Source organism: Amycolatopsis sp. FU40 (assembly GCF_021903635.1).
Taxonomy (GTDB): domain Bacteria; phylum Actinomycetota; class Actinomycetes; order Mycobacteriales; family Pseudonocardiaceae; genus Amycolatopsis; species Amycolatopsis dendrobii.
Genome location: NZ_CP091381.1, coordinates 3,307,157 through 3,327,294, shown reverse-complemented (window position 1 = coordinate 3,327,294; position 20,138 = coordinate 3,307,157). Strand labels below are relative to the sequence as shown.

Here is a 20,138-nt window from a genome sequence, read left to right as displayed (position 1 = left end):
GTTCACGAGGAGAACGAGGTCCCGATGACCGACGAGGCACCGATGGCGATGGAAGCGAGGACGGCCCCCGTGGCCCCGGTGGGCTTCTCGCTGCCCGCGCGCCAGCTGAAGACGCTGGCCGAGCGCGGATCGTTCGCGGTGGACGACAGCACCGGCGACAAGATGATCGCCGCGCTCCAGGGCGTGCTCGACGCGCTGGAGGCGCACGCGCACCTGATCGAGAAGATCGCCGGGGTCCCGGCGATGTCGAAGAGCCCGGCGGGCATGTTCGTCAGCAAGCACATGGCCGAGACCGCGCGCGACCAGCAGGGCCTGGTCACCCAGCTGCAGGCGGCGCACCGCGAGTTCCCGACCTACGTCGAGGCGATCAAGCTCGCGAAGAAGAACTACAAGGAGCGGGAGCACAGCTCGCGGGAAGCCTTCGAGCGCATCCACCGCACCGTCGAAGAGCAGGGCTGAAGGGGAGACCAGTGGCCGAGAAGAAAGCACCGACCGCCGAGTCCGTCTCCGACCCGTCCTCGACGGACTACGACCCGGGCAACACCGCGCTCTACAACCCGACGCTGGACCCCTCGTCGAAGTACTACATCGGCCCGGTGCGCCCGGACGACGTGGCCTCGGGCGACCAGCTGCGCGAGGACGCGACGAAGAAGATCGACGCCATCTTCAACGGATGGCTGCTCCCGAACGTCCAGGGGAAGGCGCGCGACCAGCTGATCCAGGCGATGTACCAGCGGAACCTGGACGAATCGAAGAAGCATCTCGGCAAGGACCTCGAGATGCGCGATCCGGGAGCCGCCCCGCACACCGACTGGAAGAACGCGACGCACGAGCAGATGGTCGAAGCCATCTCCACGGACGCGGACCCGGCCTCGGTGGCCGAGTCGTCGGAGGCGTGGGTGAGCCTGGGCAACGAACTGGCGACGCACCAGAAGAACCTCGGCGACGCGATCAACGCGAGCACCTCGAACTGGAAGGGCGACGCGGGCGACGCGGCGCGCGTGCACCTCGCCAACGTGGGCAAGTGGCTCGGCACCACCGCGCAGGGCGCGACGCTGACCGGGCGCCAGCAGGAAGTGCATTCGCAGGCGCTCAACGAGACGCAGAAGGCGATGAACGCCAACCCGCCGGTGCAGTTCTCGGCGCAGGACGCGAACAAGGTCCTGATGACGATCAAGGATCCGGCCGCGTACGTCGTGGCCTACTCCTCGGCGATGAAGACCTTCACCGACCAGCAGGCCGCCCGCGAGCAGGCCGCGCAGATCATGACGCGGTACGACCAGACCATCGGCGGCGCGGTGGCGACGCCGCGGTTCGCCGAACCGCCGAAGCTGCCCGCCGAGACGGACCGGTGGCACGCCGCGACGCAGGGCACCCCGATGCGGCCCGGCGGCGGCGCGGGCGCTCCGGGCGGCGTGCGGGTCGGCCCGGACGGCCGTCCGATCGGTCCCGACGGCAACCCGATCGGCCCGCCCGGGACCACGGTCGGCCCGAACGGCCAGCTCATCGGCCCGGACGGGCGTCCGCTGGGTCCCGACGGCAAGCCGATCGGCCCGCCGGGGACCACGGTCGGCCCGAACGGCCAGCCGATCGGCCCCGACGGACGGCCGATCGGACCGGACGGCAAGCCGTACGGCGGCGGCAACGGCGGACCGGGCAGCGTCACCGGCGGCCCCGGCGGGCAGCAGCCCGATCGCAGGTTCGACCCGGCGGCGCTGAAGATCCCCGAAGGCGGCCCCGGCGGCGGAGGCCCGGGCGGCGGCGGTCCCGGCGGCTCGTTCCCGCCCATCCCGGGTTCGGACGACCCGGGTTCGACGAAGGCGCAGGGCTTCACCCCGCCGAACATCCCGCCCATCCCGGGCGGCGGCAATCCCGGCGGCTCGACTTTCACTCCGCCGAACATTCCGCCGATCCCCGGCGGGGGCAATCCCGGCGGCGGCAATCCGACCTTCACCCCGCCGTCGATCCCGCCCATCCCGGGCGGCAAGGACGGCGACCCGTACAAGCCGAACCCGTACAAGCCGTTCAAGCCCTCGATCCCCGAGGGCCCGGGCGGGCTCAAGCCGTTCGAGCCGAAGCCGTTCAACCCGGGCAAGATCGGCCCGGACGGCAAGCCGCTGTTCCCGGGCGGCGGCACCGGCCCGAGCGGGGAGAAGCTCGGCGGCATCGGCAAGATCGGCGGCGTCAACGGCGAGAGCATCAGCAGCAGGCTCGGCGGGGGAGGCGCGGGCGGCGTCGGCGGCATCAAGGGCGGCCCGGGCGCCGGCGGCGGAGGCGCGTTCAGCGGCGCGGGCGGTTCCGGCCCGGCCGAGGAAGGCGTCGCCGGGCGCGGCGGGTCCGGTTCGGGCGCCGCGGGCGGCAAGGGCGCGGCAGGCGCTCCCGGCATGGGAGCCATGGGCGGCGGCAAGGGCGGCAAGGGCCCGGAGGACAAGGAACACAAGATCGCGAGCTTCGTCGAATCGGACGATCCGTCGTTCTTCGCGCCGGACGAGGTCGTGGCCCCGCCGGTGATCGGCGACTGGAAGAACAAGGACTGGAAGTGAGGCGGCGATGAGCGGAGGCGCACAGGGGTTCCGCGTGGAACCCGACGACCTCGTGGCGCACGCGAGCCACCTGGACGGCCTGGTGGATCGGCTGAACACCGCGGCGCAGGCGGCGAACTACGCGATGTCCGACGACGCGTACGGGCTGCTGTGCGCGTTCCTCCCGCCGATCATCAACCCGACCGGCGAGAAGGCGAAGGAAGCGATCAGCGGCGCGATCGAGGGCGTCCAGGCGACCGCGGACAACGTGCGGACGGCCGCGAAATCCTACCAGGAGGGCGACGAGGGCCAGTCGAAGCCTTTCAAGAAGGTGGCGACCGAGGGGATGCTCAGCAAGACCGACAGCGGGGAGCTCAAGGAGCGGTTCCGGGTCGGCGGGGTGCAGGCCCCCACGGGGCAGAACGTGCCGTTCACCCGGGACGCCGCGCCCGCGGAGGCCCGGTACGACAGCGCCGAGCCGTTGCAGCCGAAGGAACGGGTCGACGGGGCATAGCGAGGCGGTGCCGCCCTCGCGGCGCGGCGGCGGACGGGTACCGTCAACGGACGACGGCGCCCGTCGCGGCGAGGAGTAGATCCGCCCGCAACGGCGCGGGTGACGGGATTCGAGGAGAACGAAAAGCATGACCAGCGCGGGTGGGCTGGGCGACCTGATCAGGGACCCCGACGACGCAATCCGGCGAATGGACGAATGGGCGGCCGGGTTCGCCCGCAAGGCGGAGCGCTACGCGGCGGCCCAGCAGGAGACCGAGCAGCTGCGGCTGACCGCGACGAGCCCGGACGGGACCGTCAAGGTCACCGTCGGGGCCGACGGGGTCGTGTCGGACCTGGTGTTCAGCTCCCGCACGCGCACCATCCCGCCGGAGGAGCTCTCCAGGATGGTGCTCGAGACGATGCGCAAGGCGCAGTCGGGCATCACCGACCGGGTGGCCGAGGTCATGGGCCGCAGCCTCGGCGACGAGGACCCGGACACGCGCGCAGTCATGCTCGATTCGCTCCGCAGCCGCTTCCCGGACCCCGACCCGGATCCGGCCGACCAGCCGGACGCCCCGGCCGAGGAGCCGGAGCCGCCCGCTGCGCCGCCCCCCGCGGGTGGTGCGGCCCGTCCGCCCGCTGCGCCGCCCGCTCCGGGCGGACCTGCGGCACCGCCGCCGGGCCGTCGTCCTGGCGGCATCGACCCGGACGAGCAGGACAACAACCCCTGGTGACTCTTGGTGCGCCCCGGCCTTTTCGGCCGGGGCGCACTGTCGTGTGTGGACTGTCCGATGCGGATGCCGGATCAGCGAACCTGTTCGCGGTCGGCCAGATAGCGCAGGTAGAGCAGCGCCAGTATCGCGCCGCCGACCAGAACCGCGCCCCACTCCGCCGGGTTGGCGTAGGACGGGCCGCACCAAGCGGGCTGCTCCTTGCCCGGGAGGCACGCGCGGCCGGGCTCAGCGGCGAAAAGCGGCAGCCACTTCAGGAACACCCCCACGGCCAGCACCCCGAACGCCGCCAGCACCTGCACCGACCGCCGTGACACCGCAGACCCCCTCCGCCGGAACACGGAGAAGATCGCCGCAACCCGCTGGGCCGTCACCCGGTATGCCGGATTGTCAGAGCTGCGGCAGCGGAACCTCGGCCGCCAGGTCTTCCGGGGCCGACAGCCGCCACGCCTCGTACACGAGTTCGGCCAGTTCGTCGGCCTCGATGCCGGCCAGTCGCACCACCACCCAGCCGAACCCGCCGGAGGTGAACTGCTCCTCGAAAACGTCCGGCCGTTCCGCGACGAGCGCCTGCTGCTCCGCGATGGTCTGCTTGAGCCCGACGGTGTCCGTGCGCGGCCAGTGGTAGCCGAAGCGCTTGCCGCGCACGCTGAACGACGTGTAGTCGCGGCCGCTGCCGCGTTCGACCTCGCGCAGCTTGCGGATGATCCGTTCGAAATCCTTGCTCGGCACCGGTCCTGGCCCCCTCCGTCGTGGACCCGGCCATCCTACGGCGGCGGATCCGGCGGGTTCGGCTTACCGTGGTGCGCGGAGGTGCCCGAATGTCCGAAGTGGCCGGCGGCATGCCGCCCGCGATCGAGCCGATGCTGGCGTCGCCCGACGGCGGCGCGCTGCGCGACGATCCGGCGTACGCGTACGAGTTCAAATGGGACGGTTACCGGGCGACCATGCGCGTCGCTCCGGACGGAAGCACCCTGCTGACCAGCCGCAACGACAACGATTTCACGACCAGATTCCCGCAGCTGTCCGGCGCGCTCGGCGATGCGCTCGGGGGACGGCCCGCGGTGCTGGACGGCGAGATCGTCGCCCTCGACGAGCACGGCCGCCCCGACTTCGGGCTCCTGCAGAACCGCACCTGGCAGGCGGTCGCGTACTTCGCCTTCGACCTCCTGAGCCTGGGCGGCGAAACCCTGCTCGACGCGCCGTACGAGGAACGCCGCGAGAGGCTCGCCGAGATCGAACCGCCGGACCGGCGGCTGGTCGCGATCACGCCCTGGTACCGGCACCGCGACCTCGCCGACGACGGGATGACCCCGGCCGGTCTGCTGGACGTCGCGCGGAAAATGATGCTCGAAGGCTTGGTGGTGAAGGGCCGTACGTCGCGGTACCACCCGGGACGGCGCAGTCCGGAATGGCTCAAACACCCGCTGGTGCAGACGACCGAGGTGATCCTCGGCGGCTGGCGCGCGGGCCAGGGCCGCCGCGAGGGCACGATCGGCGCGCTGCTGCTCGGCGCGCACGACCCGGAGTCGGGGGAGCTGCGGTACCTGGGCGACGTCGGCACCGGCTTCACCGACGCGATGCTCAAGGATCTGCAGGCGCGGCTGGTTCCCTTGGAGCGCAAGACAAGCCCGTTCGCCGACCAGGTGCCGCGAGACCGCGCGCGCGGCGCGCATTGGCTGGACCCGGAGGTGGTCGGCGAGGTGGTGTACCGGCGGCTCACCCCGGGGGACGGGCGGTTGCGGCACACGGCCTGGCGGGGGTTGCGGCCGGAACGGCGTCCTGCTGAGGTCAAGGTTCCGGTGCGGTGAAGCGCCCCGGCCGAGCACCTGGCTCGCCGACTCCTGCCGAGCAGAGCCAGCCGCGGCCCGGCATCCTCAGCCAGGCTCCCGCAATCCCGTGATCAGCAACCCGGCCAGGCGGCGCGCGTCGTAGCTGTCGTCGGCTTCCGCGCCGATGCACAGGTTCCCGACGCCGCGCATCAGGTGCACCGCCTCCAGGTCCGTGCGGATTTCCCCGGCCTTCGTGGCGGCGTCGAGCAGTTCGGTGCACACGGGGACCAGCCGTTCGAGGAAGTACCCGTGCAGTGCCTCGAAGCCGCTGTGGTCGGACTGCATGATCCCGGCCAGCCCGTGCTTGGTGACGAGGAAGTCGACGAACAGGTCGATCCACTGCGCGAGTGCGGCGTGCGGGGATTCGTTGTCCGCCAGCAGTTTCGGGCCCGCGTCGGCGCACGCTTCGACCTGGTGCCGGTACACCGCGATGATCAGGTCCGCGCGGGTGGGGAAGTGCCGGTAGATGGTGCCCACGCCGACGCCCGCCCTGGTCGCGATGTCGCGCACCGGCGCGTCCACCCCGGACGCGACGAACACCGCCGCCGCCGCGTCGAGCAGGGTTTTCTCGTTGCGCCGCGCGTCCGCCCGTTTCGTGCGGGCCCCCGCGTTCTCACCCACGTGCCACTCCCTCCGCGTGCCGCCGGTAGACAAGCGGAACAGTGTTCCGTATAGTTACCGGAGCAACGTTCCGTTTGCTCATGATGCCAGACCGGGCCGCCCGCCACCACACCCTCGCGCGCCCGGACGGCGAAAGAAGGTACTCCCATGTCTGCAGTACAGCTCCCGGCTCCGGTCGTCTCGGTGAAGCCGGTGCGGCTCGACGCGCCCGGCCGCGGCGAGGACCTGCCGGTGCGCGTGTCCGCCCCGGCCGCCGGGCAGGGCCTGCCGGTGATCGTGTTCTCGCACGGCTTCAGCTCGTCCCTGGACGGCTACGGCCCGCTCGCCGACTACTGGGCCGCGCACGGATTCGTCGTCGTGCAACCGACTCACCTCGATTCGCGGACCCGGGCCCTGCCCCCGGAAGACCCGCGCACGCCGAACATCTGGCGGTTGCGGGTCGAGGACCTGCGGCACGTCATCGACCAGCTCGACACCGTCGAAGCGGCTCTGCCCGGACTGAGCGGGCGAGTCGACCGCAACCGGATCGCCGTCGCCGGGCACTCCTGGGGCGCGCAGTCGGCGAGCATGCTGCTGGGCGCGCGCGTCGTCGAGGCGGACGGCGGTGTCGGCGAGGACCTCACCGATTCGCGGGTGTCCGCCGGGGTGCTGTTCGCGCTCACCGGAATCGGCGGCGCGGACCTGTCGCCGTTCGCTGCCGAGAATTTCCCTTTCATGAGCCCGGATTTCGCCGGCCTGAAGGCGCCCGCGCTCTTCGTCGCCGGGGATCAGGACGATTCGATGCTGTCGGTGCGCGGCCCGGACTGGTTCACCGACGCGTACCGGCTGAGCCCGGGGGAGAAGAGCCTGCTGACGCTCTTCGGCGCGGAGCATTCGCTCGGCGGCATCACCGGCTACGGAGTCAAGGAAACCACTGACGAAAGCCCGGAACGCGTCGCCCTGCAACAGCGGCTGACCACGGCGTATCTCCGCAGCACGCTCATTCCGGGCGACGACAGCTGGGCCGGGATCGAAGACAGCCCGCTCGGCCGCGTCGAATCGCACGAGTGAAAGGACTTCCCGCGATGACCACGCAACCGCGGTTCGGCATCATGACCGCGCCGATGCAGACCAGCTACGCCGCGCTGCAGCGGGTCTGGCTCGAGGCGGACGCGATCCCGGCCATCGAGCACGCCTGGCTGTTCGACCATCTCCTGCCGATCGCCGGAGACCCGGACGGGCCGATTTTCGAAGGCTGGACGCTGCTTTCCGCCCTTGCCGCGCGCACCGAACGGCTCCGGCTCGGGCTTTTGGTGACCAGCAACCGATTCCGCCCGCCGGCGATGCTGGCGAAGATCGCCGCGACCGCCGACGTCGTGTCCGGCGGACGGCTCGACTTCGGCATCGGCGTCGGCTCCCGGCCGAGCCATCCGCTGGCTCGCCGGGAGTACGAAGCGCATGGCCTGCCGTACCTGGAAACCGCCGACGCGGTGGGCCGGTTCGCCGAAGCGTGCACCGTGATCCGGAAGCTGTGGACGGAGGACGAGCCGTTCGATTTCGCGGGCGAGCACGTCCAGCTGACCGGCGCGTTCGGCAACCCGAAGCCGGTGCAGCGCCCGCATCCGCCGTTCGTGATCGGCGGCCGGGCCCGCGCGACGCTGCGGGTGGTCGCCGAGCACGCCGACGTCTGGAACATCCCCGGCGGGGACATCGCGGACGCCGTCGAACGCGCCGCGATGCTGGACGAGTACTGCGCGGAAATCGGCCGCGACCCCGCGGAGATCACGCGCTCGATCCATCTGCCGGTTTCCTGCGACCGGCCCGCCCTCGCCCGGGCGGCGATCGGGGAGGCGCTGGAAGCCGGGTTCAGCCACGTCGTGCTCGGGCTGCCCGCGCCCTACCCGGCGGGGGTCGCGCGCTGGGTCGCCGACGAGGTGATCGCCAAGGCGGGCTAGGGATTCCCCCCAGCGGCTCGCTGAAGGCGGAGCTGCCCGATCTCCGCGACGTTCTTCATCAGCTCCGCGTTCGCCCAGGCGATCAGGCGCCCGATCGTGTGCCGGGGGTCGCCTTCGGGCAGGAACGGGACGGCCGACGGCAGGTCCGCATCGGCGAGACGGTCCAGGGCGGCGAGCCAGTCCGCGCGCAGGCCGCGGAGCCACGCGATGGCCGGTTCGCCCGGGCCCGGCCAGGCGATGTCGCTTCGCTCCCGCGGTTCGCGGCCGCGGATCTGGTCGAGGGCGACGCTCCACCACCAGCCGAGGTGCCAGCTCAGCCAGGCGACCGTCGGCACCGGTACGGGGTCGGGCTCGGTGCCGGCCCAGTCCGGCGTCCAGGTTCCGTCTTCGGCCTGCCGCGTCGTCCAGCAGAGTGCGGCGGGTTCCCAGCCGAAATCGTCCGGCTCGAGCCGCTCCAGGTGGTACTCGAACAGCGACCAGGCGAGGTCGAACTGCCAGCGCAGCACATCGAGGGAGGAATCGGGCACCGGCCGACCCTCGCACACCTCGGCCCGAGCGGAAACCGGGTTTCGCCGACGATGCCGCCGACCTGCGCTCAAGCGCGCGAAGCCCCCGCCTTCCGGTGGTCGACCGGAAGGGATCCGCCGTGCCAAGATGACGCGCCTGAACGAGAAGGGGGCTCGGCAGTGGTGCTTGAGCAGGAAACGAAGACGGCGGGGCGGATCCGGCGGGTGGCGCTCGCGAGCGCGATCGGGACGACCATCGAGTGGTACGACTACTTCGCCTACAGCACGGCGACCGCACTGGTCTTCAACAAGCTGTTCTTCCCGTCGCTTTCCCCGGCGTCCGGCACGCTCGCCGCGTTCGCGACGCTCGGGGTCGGGTTCGTCGCGCGGCCGCTGGGCGGGATCGTCTGGGGCCACTTCGGCGACCGCGTGGGGCGCAAGGCGATGCTGGTCGCCTCGCTGGTGCTGATGGGGCTCGCGACCGCGGGCGTCGGCGTGTTGCCGACCTACCACCAGGCCGGCGTCATCGCGCCGGTGCTGCTCGTGGTTCTCCGGGTGCTGCAAGGGATTTCGGCGGGCGGCGAATGGGGCGGTGCGGCGCTGATGGCGGTCGAGCACGCGCCGGAGGGCAAACGCGGCCGGTACGGGTCCTTCTCGCAGATCGGCGTCCCGGCCGGGCTGATCCTGGCGCAGCTGGTGTTTTTCCTCGTGAACAGTTCGCTGTCGGCCGACGACTTCCGGTCTTGGGGCTGGCGGATCCCGTTCCTGGTCAGCCTTGTGCTGGTGGCGGTCGGGCTGGTGATCCGGTTGCGCGTGGAGGAAAGCCCGGTGTTCGCGAAGCTGCGCAGCACCGGCGAGCGCAGCAAGCTGCCGATCGTGGAGGTGCTGCGCGCGCGGCCGAAGCAGGTCCTCGCGGCGGCGGTCAGCTTCATCGCGAACACCGCGCTGGGCTACATCTTCTTCGCTTACCTGCTGTCGTACGGCACTTCGGTGCTGAAGCTGTCCAGCACGACGATGCTGGTCGTGGTGATCGTCGGCAGCGTCGTGTGGCTGGCGAGCATCGTCGCCGCGGCGATCTGGTCGGACTCGGCGGGCCGGAAACCCGTCTACCTCGCGGGTTCCGTGCTGCTGGTCGTGTGGTCGATCCCGTTCTTCCTGCTCGTGGACACCGCGCGGCCGTGGCTGCTGATCGTCGCGGTGGTGGTGCTGAACGTGGGCCTCGGCGCGACGTACGGACCGCAGTCGGCGTTGTTCTCGGAGCTGTTCGAATCCCGGTTCCGCTACAGCGGATCGTCGTTCGCCTACGCGGTGGGCGCGGTCCTGGGCGGCGGGTTCGCCCCGCTGATCGCGGCCTCGCTGCAGAGTTCGACCGGGACGTCGCTGTCCGTGTCGCTCTACATGGTGGGCGTCGGCGTGCTCAGCCTCCTCGCCGTGCTGGCGTTCCCGCGCAAGCCGCTCGTGCCGGTCACAGCAGAGTGAGCGGCACCGCGTCGGCCATCCGCTGGTACCCGGCGTCGTTCGGGTGCAGGTGGTCGCCGGAGTCGTAGGCGGGAAGCATCGCGAGCGGATCGGCGGGATCGCGCACGGCCGCGTCGAAGTCGACGACGCCGTCGCAGATCCCGCTGGTCCGGATGAACGCGTTCACCGCCTGGCGGGTTTTCTCCAGCGTCGGATCGTAGATTTTCCAGCCCTTGAACGGCGTGAGCGTGCCGCCGATGACCCGGATGCCCTGCGTCTTGGCCTGCGCGACGATCTGGCGGAGCGCGGAGACGATCATCGCCGGATCGGTCTGGTGCGGGTTCTGCTGGATGTCGTTGATGCCTTCGAGCACGATCAGCGTGCGGACGTCGCCGCTGGTCAGCACGTCGTCGGCGAGCCGGGCGAGCGCGTTGCGGCCCGAGGCGGCTCCGTCGAGGAGCAGCCGGTTGCCGCTGATCCCGGCGTTGAGCACGCCGAGCCGTCCGTGCAGCCGGTCGCTCAGCCGGTCCGGCCAGCGGCGGTTCGCGCCGGGCGTGGAGTGCGCGCCGTCGGTGATCGAATCGCCGAGCGTCACGACGGTGCCGCGGGCGGGCCCGCGGACGTCGACCTCGCTGACGTAGTGCCACACCGCGGTCTGCTCGGTGAACGACGCGCCGGATTCCTCGGCCGCGAAATCGCCGGCGCGCGTGAAGAACGACGTCTGCTGGGCGAGCGGATGGTAGGTGACCGGTCCGGACGGCGTCGGCACGTACGTGGTCACGAGAAGGTCGGCGTCGGCGGGAACGCGCAGCCACGCCGGGTCGCTCAGCACCTCGGCACCGGCCGGGACGACCACAGTGGACTGTCCGCCGAACGTCAGCGTGCGCATCGTGCCGCCCGCGGCGCGCGGACCGGTGTCGGCGACGGCGAGCGTCACGTGGCCAAAGGTGAGCGGTGCGGTGCCGAAGGTGTTGGAAAGCCTTACCCTGGCTTGATTTCCGCCCGCGCTGGTGTGCACGACGTTGCGGATCGAGTAGTTCGGATACCCCTGCGGCGTGTTCGCCACCGCGGCCGCGGGCGACGCCGCCCACGTGCCGACCCAGCCGTGCGCGGCCAGGTCGCCCTCGGCACTGCTGGACGCGGTGACCGCGCCCAGCGTGAGCACGGCGGCCGTGCTCAGAGTCAGGATCCGTTTCATGGAGACACTGTGCGCGCGCCCGTGCGGCACGGCATCCGCGGTCCCGGTCATCGGGTCGACAGAAAACCGGACAGGATTTGCCTCCGGACGGGGGATACGACGGTGGTGGACCGCTCGCACGGGGTTCACCATAGAGTGATGACCGAATCACAATGGGTATCACTGTCCGGAAGTCTGCGTCCGGCGCTGGCCGAGGCCGAGGTGCTCGGCCCGCTCGACGCGGACGCCACCGTCACCGCGACCGTCGTCCTGCGGCGGCGCGCCGAACTGGATGTGGCCGCGCTGAGCGAGCCGCTCGCCCCGGAGGAGTTCACCGGCCGCTACGGGGCCACCGCCGACGATCTCGACCTGGTGCGCACTGTCCTCACCGACGCCGGGCTGACCGTCACCGACACGCACGCCGGATCGCGCCGCGTCTCGGTCCGGGGCCCGGCACGGGCGATGACGGCCGCGTTCAAGACCGAGCTGAACCGGGTCCGCCACGGCGAAGCGGGCGAATTCGCCGCGCGCACCGGGGAACTGCAACTGCCCGCCTCGCTCGGGGACGTCGTGGTCGCCGTGCTCGGCCTCGACGAACGGCCGCAGGCGCGGGCGCTGTTCCGGATGCACAAGGAAGCCGCCGGGCAGGGCTACACCCCGGACCAGGTCGGGCAGCTGTACGGGTTCCCGGCCGACGCCGACGGCGCCGGGCAGACCGTCGCGGTGATCGAACTCGGCGGCGGATACAAACCGGAAGACCTGAAGAAGTACTTCGCCGGCTTGAAGATCACCGAACCGAAGGTGACCGCGGCCGGGGTCGACGGCGGCAAGAACGCGCCGACCGGCGACCCGAATTCGGCCGACGGGGAAGTGCTGCTGGACGTCGAGGTGATCGGCGCGCTCGCGCCGGGAGCCGCGCAGATCGTGTACTTCGCGCCGAACACCGACCAGGGCTTCCTGGACGCGGTGAGCACCGCGGTGCACGCGACGCCGACCCCGGTCGCGGTCAGCATCAGCTGGGGCCAGTCCGAGGACCAGTGGACGCCGCAGGCCCGCACCGCGATGGACCAGGCGTTCGCCGACGCCGCGGCGCTCGGCGTGACGGTGTGCTGCGCGTCCGGCGACAACGGCAGCGCCGACGGGCAGAAAGACGGGGCGCAGCACGTCGATTTCCCCGCGTCGAGCCCGCACGCGCTCGCCTGCGGCGGCACCAAACTCGACGGGACCCCACCGTCCACAGTGAACTCGGAGACGGTCTGGAACACCTCCGGCGGCGGGTCGACCGGCGGCGGCGTGAGCGACGCGTTCCCGGTGCCGGACTACCAGCAGGCCGCCGGCGTGCCTGTCCGGGCCGGGGACGGAAAGCCTGGTCGCGGCGTCCCGGACGTCGCGGGGAACGCGGACCCGGCGACGGGATACCAGGTGCTGGTCGACGGACAGCAGATCGTCGTCGGCGGCACGAGCGCGGTTTCGCCGCTGTGGGCGGCGTTGCTGGCCAGGCTGGCGCAGACGGCCGGGCGCGGATTCGGGCTGGTGCACAGCAAGCTGTACGCCGGAGTCGGCGCGGGCAAGGCGCAGCCGGGGTTCCGCGACATCACCGAGGGCAGCAACGGCGCGTATTCGGCCGCTGCCGGATGGGACGCGTGCACCGGGCTCGGGGTGCCGGACGGGGCGGCGCTGCGGAAGCTCTTCGGCGGTAAAGCGTCCTGAATGGACAGTCGGGGCCGGTCAGCCGCTACTGGCTGTCGCGGGCCAGGAGTTCGACGATCCGGCAGAGCGAGGCGTTCACCGAGACGAAGCCCTGCCGCATCTCCTCGCGGAGGTCGGCCGGGTCTTCGCGGAGTGCGTTGAGCGTGCCCGTGCGAGCGCGTTGGAGGCGAGCGGCGCGGTCGCTCACTTCATCGTCGGCCATGCAGTCGATCCTGCGAAGCCCTGGCTGCTCGCTGTGGATCGGGCAGGCCAGTCCACCCAGGCCCCCGGGCAGACCGAGGCGACGGTTTCCGCACCCGTCCAGCACGAGTTCGCCTCCGCGTCAGCGCAACCTTTCGGTCCGCTCGCCCGTAGAAGAAAGGGGAGCGAGAGGCGGGAGCGGACGGATGCGCGGAAAGATCGTCGCGATCGTGCTGGCCGGGTCGGCCGTGGTCGCGGCCGGATGCGGAGCGCCGGCGGAACCGGAGGCCCAGGCGGCCGGGCTGCCGCTGGCGCCGTCGCCGGAACTGCCGACGCCGCCGGTGCGGCACCTCCCGCCGGGGCCCTCGTGCTCAGTGGTCACCGGCGCCTGCGCGAGCCTCTCGCTGCGGCGGGCGTGGCTGATGGAAAACGGCGCGGCGGTGCGGTCGGTCCCGATGGAGCCGGGCGGCCCTGGCCGGCCGACTCCGCTCGGGACGTTCCGGGTGGCGTGGAAGGACCGCGTCCACCGCAGCGACGAGTACGGCGACGAGATGCCGAACTCGGTGTTCTTCGCCCCGGGCGGCATCGCCTTCCACGCCGGGCCGCTCGACCGTCCGTCGCACGGCTGCCTCCACCTCACGGAAGAGGACTCGGCGCTGTTCTTCGACCGGCTGCCGGTGGGGGCCGAGGTCGAAGTGGACCGCTGACGGCCGGTTCAGCCGGGCTGGCCGATGTTGACCATCCAGGAGATGCCGAACCGGTCGGTGCAGGCGCCGAATTCGTCGCCCCACATCTGCTTCTCCAGCGGAACCGCCACCGTCCCGCCGTCGGTCAGCTTTTCCCAGCAGCGGCGCAGCAGGTCGCCGTCGTCGCCGCTGAGGCTGATCGAGATGTTCGTGCCCGGCTTGTGCTCCGTGCCGGGCGGGACGTCAGCGGCCATGAGCGTGAAGCCGTTGTCCCCCTCCAGCATCGCGTGCATGATGCTGTCCGCGTAGTCGGCCCCCGCGGGTGCGCCGGACTCGCCGAAGGTGTTCAGCGCGAGGTCGCCGCCGAACACGTCGTGGTAGTACTCCATCGCTTCGCGCGCGTTGCCCGCGAAGCTGATGTACGGGTTGAGTTTCGAGGCCATCGGGCCCTCCTCAGCTGATGGACAGGCCCGCATCGTCGCAGCTGCGGAGGGGCGCGGCAACGGGATCGGGCCCGGCCGGGCGACCCCCGTCGCGGGCGTGCTCAGGGGTCGCCGGTGAGTTTGTCGCGCAGTTGCTCGAGGGTCTGCGACAGCAGCCGGGACACGTGCATCTGGGAGATGCCGACCTGCTCGGCGATCTGGGTCTGGGTGAGGCCGCCGAAGAACCGCATCACCAGGATCGCGCGCTCCCGTTTGGGCAGTTCGCGCAGCAGCGGCTGCAGGGCCTCGTGGTTCTCGATGTGCTCGATCTCCGGGTCGTCGCTGCCGAGCGTGTCGGCGAGCAGCAGCGGTTCGGCGTCGTCGTGCACCGGCTTGTCCACCGACAAGGTCTGGTACGCGTGGCCCGCGACCAGTCCTTCGTGGACCTCGGAAAGCTCGAGGCCGAGGTGCTCGGCGAGCTCGGTGGGCGTCGGCGCGCGGCCGAGCGTCTGCGACAGGGTGGCCGAACCGCGGCTGAGCGCGAGGTGCAGTTCCTTGAGCCGCCGCGGCACGCGGACCGACCAGCCGGTGTCGCGGAAGTACCGGCGGATCTCGCCCATGATCGTGGGCACGGCGAAGGACAGGAAGTCCGGGCCGCGGTCGGGGGTGAACCGGTCGATCGCGTTGATCAGGCCGATCCGGGCGACCTGGACGAGGTCCTCGCGGGGTTCGCCGCGGCCGGTGAACCGGGTGGCGATGTGCTCGGCGACCGGCAGGAACTCGGTGACGAGCTGTTCGCGCAGCCGCGGCCGCTGCCCGTCGTCGGCGGGCAGCGCGGCGAGCTCCTCGAACAGCGGCGCGGTGTGCGCGTATTCGTCGCGGTGGCGGGTGACGGGCTGCTGGTTCACCCGCTCGCCTCCCGGTGCAGGTCGAGGTCGAGGGTCAGCGCGTATCCGTCTTCGGCGGGGTCCGGCACGCTGCGCGCGGACACGTTCGAGGCCAGCGTGGTCAGCACATGCCAGCCGAAACTTCGCTCGCTCGGCGGCTCGGGCTGCTGGGTGCGGGTCTTGACGGTGAACCGGATCCCGTCGGGCGAGACGGTGAACTGGCAGGTCATCGCCGCCCCGGGGGCGGCCGTCGAGACGACCTGGGCACACGCCTCGTCGACGGCCATCTTGGCGTCGGCGATGGCGTCGAGCCCGTAATCGGCCCGCGCGGCGACAGCCTGCGCGAGCATGCGGACAAGCGGGATCTGGTAAGTCTCCGCCGGAAGCCGCAGCTCGATCACCTCGTCGAGCAAACGGTCCACGGCTGGCATGCCGCCGCTGGCGCGGCTGCCGGGGCCCTCGTCGTTCATGGCTCCCGCATACCCAGGCGGGGCCCGATCGACACGTGCGGGCGCGATCCCGGTGTGTGCGCAGCGGCACGTTTGCGGCGGGGCCGGACCGGTTCGCGGCGCCGCCCCGGGTGAATCCGGCGTGAGGCGGGCGGCGATTTCGCGTGACAAACCGCCGGAGGTTGGGTAGTCAGCAGGGAGAACCTTTTCGGAAGCGGGGTGACCCCCATGGTGCAGGTGCGAGTGCAGGGGCTGGCCGTGGTGGCGCAGGAGTCGGCGCCGGTCGTGCTGCTGCGCGAGGAATCCGGCTCGCGCCGGTGGCTCGCCATCACCATCGGCGCGCCGGAAGCGCAGGAACTGGCCGCCGCGCAGGAACAGGTCGTGTCCGCGCGGCCGGGGACGGTCGAGCTGATCATCGAGGTGCTGGCGGCGCTGGGCCAGCGCGTGGAACGGGTCGAGATCACCCAGCTGCTGGACAGCATCTTCCACGCGGACCTCGTCCTGTCCGGCGGCGCGCGCGTGTCGGCCCGCCCGAGCGACGCGATCGCGATCGGGCTGCGCACGCACGCCCCGCTGGAAGTCGCGGAGGCGGTCCTCGACGAGGCGGCGGTCGACGTGACGGTGGCCGCGGGCGACGAAACCGCTCTCGACGCGGCTGCCGACCTGGAGGAACCGGCCGAGGCGAACGAGGACGAGATCCGCCGGTTCCGGGATCTGCTGGACGACGTGAGCCCGGAGGATTTCCGCGACCCGGACGCGTGAGCCTCGCGCCGCACCGGCTCGCTGTCCTCAGTGGACGGTCAGGCCTTCTCGGCGGGCCGGGGCAGCGGGATCTCGGTGAGCCCTTCGGCGGCGCCGGACCGTATGCAGTCCAGGGGGAAGAGCGAGAACAGCCGCCGGACCGTGGGCGCGGAACCCGGGTCGACGTAGAAATCCTTGTCCGCTCCGGCGGCCAGCAGCTTCAGCCGGATCAGGACGCGCAGCCCCGCGACGCCGAGGAAGGTCGTCCGGCGCAGGTCGACGATCACCAGGCTGACGGTGCTGCGCAGCCGCGCCTCGACGACCTCGGCCAGCCGGGGCGCGGTAGCCAGGTCGACCTCCCCGGAAACCTCGACGACGGCGGTTCCCGGAGCGGGGTGGCGGACGCGCAGCCGGAGCATCCCCGTCGGGTCCGGCGACGGCAGTGCGGGCAGTCGGGCAATGTGCGCGGCGGTCATCACGGCACTCTCTCTGAGCCGCGCGCAGGGCTGCGGCGGAATGCCGGACCGGCCGGGCACCGGGCATCCCGGCGCGCGGGACGAATCACACGGTGGCTGGAGGCTCAACCACTCTCCACCGTAGCTCTCCCGAGCCGCCCAGGGAAGCCGCCGAAGGGGGACGACCGGTGACGCGGCGATTGCCCTGGTGGGGCGGGGCAGTTGTTGAACGATCAGGCAAGTGCGGGGGAGAGTGCCGCTGGGTTCGCCGGAAACGGTGGCGGCAAAGGACAATCCGGCGGCGGCTGGGTGGTATCTCGCTGGCGGTCGGGGAGACCGGGTGCGCGTGACGGCGGGGGAGGCTCCGCGGCTGCCAGCGGAAGCATTCCGGGCGGCGCGAATCCTGCTGCCGCAAGCAAACTCCTCACTCGCTCAGCCACGCGTCGATGTGACAGTCGTGCTCGGGCGGCGCTGTGCGCAGTTGCCCCCTGCGAGATGGGCCCGCGCAGCCGTCTCCGGCAGCGTGGAGCTTGCCGTAAAAGCAACCTCCCGCCGCTGGGCTCGGCTATCCCGCGTCACAAGGAGTCCGCGGAGATGCCGCGGACAGCGCGGATTCCGCTGCGGCCAGCGCCCCCGACGACCCCGGCTAACCCCCGAGCCGAGGCGGCCCGGCGTCCACGACCGCCAGCGAAAGGTCCAGCGGGTCGAAGTGGACGAGCGATTCCATCCACCACGTCATCCCCGCCTCGGCGAGCGCCGCGAGATCCACCTCGACCGGGTCCTCCCACGCCGGGCTCGCGTTGCCGGACACCGCGACCTCGTACGGGCGGTCCGGAGGCCGCACCCGAGCGACCAGGCCGGCCAGCTCCGCGGGCGGCAACGGCTGCGGACCCGGATTCGGGAAAATCCCGGCACTCCCCGCGGCACGGCGGAGAACCCGCTCATGCCGGGTCGTGCAGGCTGTCCACACCGGAATGGGATACGGCTCCGGATCGGCAGCGTCCAGGTTCACCCGGTAGTGCGGCCCCTCGTGCCGAAGAGCCTCCCCGGCCCACATCGCGCGGACGATCTCCATCGCCTCGTCGGTCCGCGGCGACAGCTCGGCGGGCGAGGACGGATCGCCGAACCGGCTGAAGTCGCCGGTTTCGTCGGAGCCGATGCCGGTTCCCAGGATCAGCCGGCCGCGGGAAAGGCGGGCGAGGGTCGCGGCCTGCCGGGCCAGGAGCCACGGGCGGCGGCGGCTCGGCGGGGTGACCATCGGGCCCAGCAGGACCTTGCCGGTCGCCTGGGCGATGGCGGCCAGGACGGTCCACGTGTCGGCGATCGGCGGCATCGCGGGCACGACGTGGTCCCACAGGAACACGCCGTCCCAGCCGGCGGCTTCGGCCCGGACCGCCAGGTCCACCAGGGCGGCCGGATCGCCGAGCGGGCCGAAAGGCGGCAGGTAGAGGCCGTAGCGAACGCGGTCTGGCATAGGAGATCCCCCTCCGGATCGGTCGAAGGGAACCGTATCGGGAGGGACCGGCGAAAACGGGCCCGAGATCTTCTTCCGGCATCCGCCGTTCGGACGTTGCCCGCTCACCAGACCCTAGGTTACGGTGACCTATGTGTGGACCGACGTGCTCCTGCTCGCGAAGCTCGCCGAGCGGCCGTGGCACGGCTACGAGCTGCGCAAGCAGGTCGAGGAGTCCAGCGGCCGCGCGCTGTCGAACAACTCGCTCTACCCGGCGCTGCGGCGATTCGCCGAAGCGGGCGCGGTGACCCGGACCGCCGAGCCGCAGGAAGGCCGTCCGCCGCGGCACGTGTACACGATCACCGACGTCGGACGGGAGCTGCTGCACGATCTGCTCGCCGACCTGCCGCCGGAGCTGGCGGGCGATCCGGCCGAGTTCCTGGCGCGGCTCGCGGGCTTCGGCAGGCTCACCCCGGAGGAACGGCTGCGCGTGCTGGACGCGCGCCAAACCGCCGTCGCGGCGCAGCGGGACCGGCTGGCCAAGCTCGGCGCGGGGCAGACCGACCCGTGGAGCAGGCTCGTGCTGGCCGAGGTCCAGCGCCGCGCGGAGAACGAACAGGACTGGCTCGCGTCGTTGCGCACGCGGGCGGGCTGACCCGAGGAGAGGACCCGGAATGTCTACCACCGCCCAGCTGCCGTTCGCGAGGCCGAACGTCCTGGACATCGCGCCGCTGTACGAGGTCCTGCGCCGCGAAGGCCCGATCGTCCCGGTGACGACCCCGGCGGGCGACCCGGCCTGGCTCGTCACCGCGTACGAGCAGGCGCGGGAAGTGTTCGCGGACAACCGGTTCGGCCGTTCCCACCCGCATCCCGAGGACGCCTCGGCGGTCTCCGACGCCGCGGTGCTGAACGGGCCGCAGGGCGATTTCGAGACCGAGCAGGCCGAGCACGCCCGGCTGCGCCGCCTGCTGGTCCCGGCGTTCTCGGCGAACCGGATGCGCCGCCTCGGCAGCCGGATCCAGGAACTCGCCGACCGGTGCCTCGACGGGATGGAGGCCGCGGGCTCGCCGGCGAACCTGCACGAGCACCTGTCGTTTCCCTTGCCGGTGCTGGTGATCTGCGAACTGCTCGGCGTCCCGTACTCCGACCGCGAGAAGTTCCGCGACCTGTCCGACCGCATCGGCGTGCTCGACAGCGGCGGCGACGCCGAGGCGGCGATGACCGAGTTCACCGCCTACATGTCCGGCCTCGCCGGCGCGAAACGCGCGAACCCGGGCCAGGACGTGGTGTCGGACCTGGTCGCCGCGCAGGCCGAGGACCCGACGTTCACCGACGACGACCTCGGCAGGCTCGCCGCCGGACTGCTGTTCGCCGGCCACGAGACCACGTCGAACCGGATCGACCTCGGCGTGCTGTTCCTGCTCACCGACCTCGCCCGCCGCGACGCGCTGGCCGCCGACCCCGAGGGGCGCGTGCACGCGACCGTCGAGGAGATCCTGCGGATGTCCGCGCCGGGCGGGCTCGGGCTGCTCCGGTACGCGCACGAGGACGTGGAGATCGGCGGCGTCCGGATCCCGCGCGGCGACGCGGTGATGATTTCGACCGCGTCGGCCAACCGCGATCCGTCGGTGTTCTCCGACGCGCACGAGTTCGACGCGGAGCGCAAACCCAACTCCCACATCGCTTTCGGCTACGGCGGCTACTTCTGCATCGGCGCGAGCCTCGCCCGCACGGAGCTGCGCGTGGTGTTCACGACGTTGTTCCGCCGCTTCCCGAACCTCCGGCTGGCCGTGCCCGCCGACGAGCTGGAAGTGCGCGCGAATCGGTTGACGGGCGGGGTTTCGCAGGTTCCGGTCGTGTGGTGAGTGGCTGTGCCGGTGAG

The 20,138-nt window shown here is 71.8% G+C and carries 23 protein-coding genes and 1 pseudogene; 13 read left to right on the top strand and 11 right to left on the bottom strand.

The window, feature by feature from the left end; genetic code table 11:
• Window positions 1-24 precede the first annotated feature (24 nt).
• The 4 genes and pseudogenes from L3Q65_RS16220 (at window position 25) to L3Q65_RS16205 (ending at window position 3,748) form a co-directional block, all read left to right on the top strand.
• Window positions 25-459, top strand: a complete 435-nt coding sequence (locus L3Q65_RS16220; RefSeq protein ID WP_182888829.1) for a hypothetical protein — start codon at window positions 25-27, stop codon at window positions 457-459.
• Between the two features lie 11 nt (window positions 460-470).
• On the top strand, window positions 471-2,543 hold the full coding sequence (locus tag L3Q65_RS16215) for a PPE domain-containing protein (RefSeq protein ID WP_237600158.1): 2,073 nt from the start codon (window positions 471-473) through the stop codon (window positions 2,541-2,543).
• A gap of 7 nt (window positions 2,544-2,550) precedes the next feature.
• A pseudogene (locus tag L3Q65_RS16210) lies at window positions 2,551-2,850 on the top strand (type VII secretion target); the annotation flags it as partial.
• 313 nt (window positions 2,851-3,163) lie between these two features.
• The gene (locus tag L3Q65_RS16205; protein WP_182888832.1) at window positions 3,164-3,748 is read left to right on the top strand and encodes a YbaB/EbfC family nucleoid-associated protein; all 585 of its coding nucleotides are present in this window, start codon (window positions 3,164-3,166) and stop codon (window positions 3,746-3,748) included.
• A 71-nt stretch (window positions 3,749-3,819) separates the two neighbouring features.
• Here the strand turns inward: L3Q65_RS16205 and L3Q65_RS16200 are convergent, their stop codons facing one another.
• Both L3Q65_RS16200 and L3Q65_RS16195 read right to left on the bottom strand, forming a co-directional pair.
• Window positions 3,820-4,062 (bottom strand): hypothetical protein, encoded by a 243-nt coding sequence (locus L3Q65_RS16200; RefSeq protein ID WP_182888833.1) that lies wholly within the window; start codon window positions 4,060-4,062, stop codon window positions 3,820-3,822.
• A gap of 73 nt (window positions 4,063-4,135) precedes the next feature.
• Entirely contained in the window at window positions 4,136-4,477 is a 342-nt protein-coding gene (locus tag L3Q65_RS16195; protein ID WP_182888834.1) for an MmcQ/YjbR family DNA-binding protein, read from the bottom strand.
• Window positions 4,478-4,566: 89 nt separating this feature from the next.
• Between L3Q65_RS16195 and ligD the strand changes: the two genes are divergently transcribed.
• Window positions 4,567-5,556, top strand: coding sequence for a non-homologous end-joining DNA ligase (gene ligD / locus L3Q65_RS16190; protein WP_182888835.1), 990 nt, complete (start codon window positions 4,567-4,569; stop codon window positions 5,554-5,556).
• A gap of 66 nt (window positions 5,557-5,622) precedes the next feature.
• On the opposite strand, the gene L3Q65_RS16185 is transcribed toward ligD, so the two are convergent.
• A complete protein-coding gene (locus L3Q65_RS16185; protein WP_182888836.1) occupies window positions 5,623-6,198 on the bottom strand; it encodes a TetR/AcrR family transcriptional regulator in 576 nt (191 codons plus the stop codon).
• A 147-nt stretch (window positions 6,199-6,345) separates the two neighbouring features.
• On the opposite strand from L3Q65_RS16185, the gene L3Q65_RS16180 reads away from it, so the two are divergent.
• On the top strand, window positions 6,346-7,248 hold the full coding sequence (locus L3Q65_RS16180) for an alpha/beta fold hydrolase (protein ID WP_237600157.1): 903 nt from the start codon (window positions 6,346-6,348) through the stop codon (window positions 7,246-7,248).
• Window positions 7,249-7,262: 14 nt separating this feature from the next.
• The gene (locus tag L3Q65_RS16175) at window positions 7,263-8,132 is read left to right on the top strand and encodes an LLM class flavin-dependent oxidoreductase (protein WP_237600156.1); all 870 of its coding nucleotides are present in this window, start codon (window positions 7,263-7,265) and stop codon (window positions 8,130-8,132) included.
• Here the strand turns inward: L3Q65_RS16175 and L3Q65_RS16170 are convergent.
• The gene (locus L3Q65_RS16170) at window positions 8,129-8,659 is read right to left on the bottom strand and encodes a DinB family protein (protein ID WP_237600155.1); all 531 of its coding nucleotides are present in this window, start codon (window positions 8,657-8,659) and stop codon (window positions 8,129-8,131) included. The genes L3Q65_RS16175 and L3Q65_RS16170 overlap by 4 nt on opposite strands.
• A 159-nt stretch (window positions 8,660-8,818) precedes the next feature.
• Here L3Q65_RS16170 and L3Q65_RS16165 point away from each other — a divergent pair, with 159 nt between their 5' ends.
• A complete protein-coding gene (locus L3Q65_RS16165; RefSeq protein WP_182888839.1) occupies window positions 8,819-10,117 on the top strand; it encodes an MFS transporter in 1,299 nt (432 codons plus the stop codon).
• On the opposite strand, the gene L3Q65_RS16160 is transcribed toward L3Q65_RS16165, so the two are convergent.
• A complete protein-coding gene (locus tag L3Q65_RS16160) occupies window positions 10,104-11,294 on the bottom strand; it encodes an SGNH/GDSL hydrolase family protein (protein WP_237600154.1) in 1,191 nt (396 codons plus the stop codon). The genes L3Q65_RS16165 and L3Q65_RS16160 overlap by 14 nt on opposite strands.
• A 138-nt stretch (window positions 11,295-11,432) precedes the next feature.
• Here L3Q65_RS16160 and L3Q65_RS16155 point away from each other — a divergent pair, with 138 nt between their 5' ends.
• Window positions 11,433-12,983, top strand: coding sequence for a protease pro-enzyme activation domain-containing protein (locus L3Q65_RS16155; protein WP_237600153.1), 1,551 nt, complete (start codon window positions 11,433-11,435; stop codon window positions 12,981-12,983).
• Window positions 12,984-13,008: 25 nt separating this feature from the next.
• On the opposite strand, the gene L3Q65_RS16150 is transcribed toward L3Q65_RS16155, so the two are convergent.
• On the bottom strand, window positions 13,009-13,185 hold the full coding sequence (locus tag L3Q65_RS16150) for a hypothetical protein (protein WP_237600152.1): 177 nt from the start codon (window positions 13,183-13,185) through the stop codon (window positions 13,009-13,011).
• Window positions 13,186-13,369: 184 nt separating this feature from the next.
• Between L3Q65_RS16150 and L3Q65_RS16145 the strand changes: the two genes are divergently transcribed.
• On the top strand, window positions 13,370-13,870 hold the full coding sequence (locus L3Q65_RS16145; protein WP_182888843.1) for a L,D-transpeptidase: 501 nt from the start codon (window positions 13,370-13,372) through the stop codon (window positions 13,868-13,870).
• A gap of 8 nt (window positions 13,871-13,878) precedes the next feature.
• On the opposite strand, the gene L3Q65_RS16140 is transcribed toward L3Q65_RS16145, so the two are convergent.
• From L3Q65_RS16140 to L3Q65_RS16130, 3 genes are all read right to left on the bottom strand, one after another.
• Window positions 13,879-14,292: a VOC family protein gene (locus L3Q65_RS16140; RefSeq protein WP_182888844.1), complete on the bottom strand. Its 414-nt coding sequence runs from the start codon at window positions 14,290-14,292 to the stop codon at window positions 13,879-13,881.
• A gap of 101 nt (window positions 14,293-14,393) precedes the next feature.
• On the bottom strand, window positions 14,394-15,179 hold the full coding sequence (locus L3Q65_RS16135; RefSeq protein WP_037811378.1) for a SigB/SigF/SigG family RNA polymerase sigma factor: 786 nt from the start codon (window positions 15,177-15,179) through the stop codon (window positions 14,394-14,396).
• Window positions 15,176-15,628 (bottom strand): ATP-binding protein, encoded by a 453-nt coding sequence (locus L3Q65_RS16130; protein WP_220506568.1) that lies wholly within the window; start codon window positions 15,626-15,628, stop codon window positions 15,176-15,178. Before L3Q65_RS16130 ends, L3Q65_RS16135 begins: the two co-directional genes overlap by 4 nt.
• A gap of 207 nt (window positions 15,629-15,835) precedes the next feature.
• On the opposite strand from L3Q65_RS16130, the gene L3Q65_RS16125 reads away from it, so the two are divergent.
• Window positions 15,836-16,369 carry a bifunctional nuclease family protein gene (locus L3Q65_RS16125; RefSeq protein WP_182888845.1) on the top strand — a complete coding sequence of 178 codons (534 nt, stop codon included), beginning with the start codon at window positions 15,836-15,838 and terminating at the stop codon, window positions 16,367-16,369.
• A gap of 38 nt (window positions 16,370-16,407) precedes the next feature.
• Here L3Q65_RS16125 and L3Q65_RS16120 read toward each other — a convergent pair whose 3' ends face one another.
• Window positions 16,408-16,824 (bottom strand): STAS domain-containing protein, encoded by a 417-nt coding sequence (locus L3Q65_RS16120; RefSeq protein ID WP_237600151.1) that lies wholly within the window; start codon window positions 16,822-16,824, stop codon window positions 16,408-16,410.
• Between the two features lie 625 nt (window positions 16,825-17,449).
• Complete coding sequence (locus L3Q65_RS16115) at window positions 17,450-18,277, bottom strand: LLM class flavin-dependent oxidoreductase (RefSeq protein WP_237600150.1); 828 nt, start codon at window positions 18,275-18,277, stop codon at window positions 17,450-17,452.
• A 124-nt stretch (window positions 18,278-18,401) separates the two neighbouring features.
• Between L3Q65_RS16115 and L3Q65_RS16110 the strand changes: the two genes are divergently transcribed.
• Window positions 18,402-18,911, top strand: a complete 510-nt coding sequence (locus L3Q65_RS16110; protein ID WP_237600149.1) for a PadR family transcriptional regulator — start codon at window positions 18,402-18,404, stop codon at window positions 18,909-18,911.
• 19 nt (window positions 18,912-18,930) lie between these two features.
• Window positions 18,931-20,121: a cytochrome P450 gene (locus tag L3Q65_RS16105; RefSeq protein WP_182888847.1), complete on the top strand. Its 1,191-nt coding sequence runs from the start codon at window positions 18,931-18,933 to the stop codon at window positions 20,119-20,121.
• Window positions 20,122-20,138 lie beyond the last annotated feature (17 nt).

Excerpts from the sequence above, each read along its gene's own strand:
- L3Q65_RS16220 (WP_182888829.1), top strand. The coding sequence starts at position 25 with ATGACCGACGAGGCACCGATGGCGATGGAAGCGAGGACGGCCCCCGTG.
- L3Q65_RS16140 (WP_182888844.1), bottom strand. The coding sequence starts at position 14,292 with ATGGCCTCGAAACTCAACCCGTACATCAGCTTCGCGGGCAACGCGCGC.
- L3Q65_RS16175 (WP_237600156.1), top strand. The coding sequence starts at position 7,263 with ATGACCACGCAACCGCGGTTCGGCATCATGACCGCGCCGATGCAGACC.
- L3Q65_RS16150 (WP_237600152.1), bottom strand. The coding sequence starts at position 13,185 with ATGGCCGACGATGAAGTGAGCGACCGCGCCGCTCGCCTCCAACGCGCT.
- L3Q65_RS16130 (WP_220506568.1), bottom strand. The coding sequence starts at position 15,628 with ATGAACGACGAGGGCCCCGGCAGCCGCGCCAGCGGCGGCATGCCAGCC.
- L3Q65_RS16125 (WP_182888845.1), top strand. The coding sequence starts at position 15,836 with ATGGTGCAGGTGCGAGTGCAGGGGCTGGCCGTGGTGGCGCAGGAGTCG.
- L3Q65_RS16155 (WP_237600153.1), top strand. The coding sequence starts at position 11,433 with ATGACCGAATCACAATGGGTATCACTGTCCGGAAGTCTGCGTCCGGCG.
- L3Q65_RS16120 (WP_237600151.1), bottom strand. The coding sequence starts at position 16,824 with ATGACCGCCGCGCACATTGCCCGACTGCCCGCACTGCCGTCGCCGGAC.
- L3Q65_RS16105 (WP_182888847.1), top strand. The coding sequence starts at position 18,931 with ATGTCTACCACCGCCCAGCTGCCGTTCGCGAGGCCGAACGTCCTGGAC.
- L3Q65_RS16145 (WP_182888843.1), top strand. The coding sequence starts at position 13,370 with ATGCGCGGAAAGATCGTCGCGATCGTGCTGGCCGGGTCGGCCGTGGTC.
- L3Q65_RS16180 (WP_237600157.1), top strand. The coding sequence starts at position 6,346 with ATGTCTGCAGTACAGCTCCCGGCTCCGGTCGTCTCGGTGAAGCCGGTG.
- ligD (WP_182888835.1), top strand. The coding sequence starts at position 4,567 with ATGTCCGAAGTGGCCGGCGGCATGCCGCCCGCGATCGAGCCGATGCTG.
- L3Q65_RS16115 (WP_237600150.1), bottom strand. The coding sequence starts at position 18,277 with ATGCCAGACCGCGTTCGCTACGGCCTCTACCTGCCGCCTTTCGGCCCG.
- L3Q65_RS16205 (WP_182888832.1), top strand. The coding sequence starts at position 3,164 with ATGACCAGCGCGGGTGGGCTGGGCGACCTGATCAGGGACCCCGACGAC.
- L3Q65_RS16160 (WP_237600154.1), bottom strand. The coding sequence starts at position 11,294 with ATGAAACGGATCCTGACTCTGAGCACGGCCGCCGTGCTCACGCTGGGC.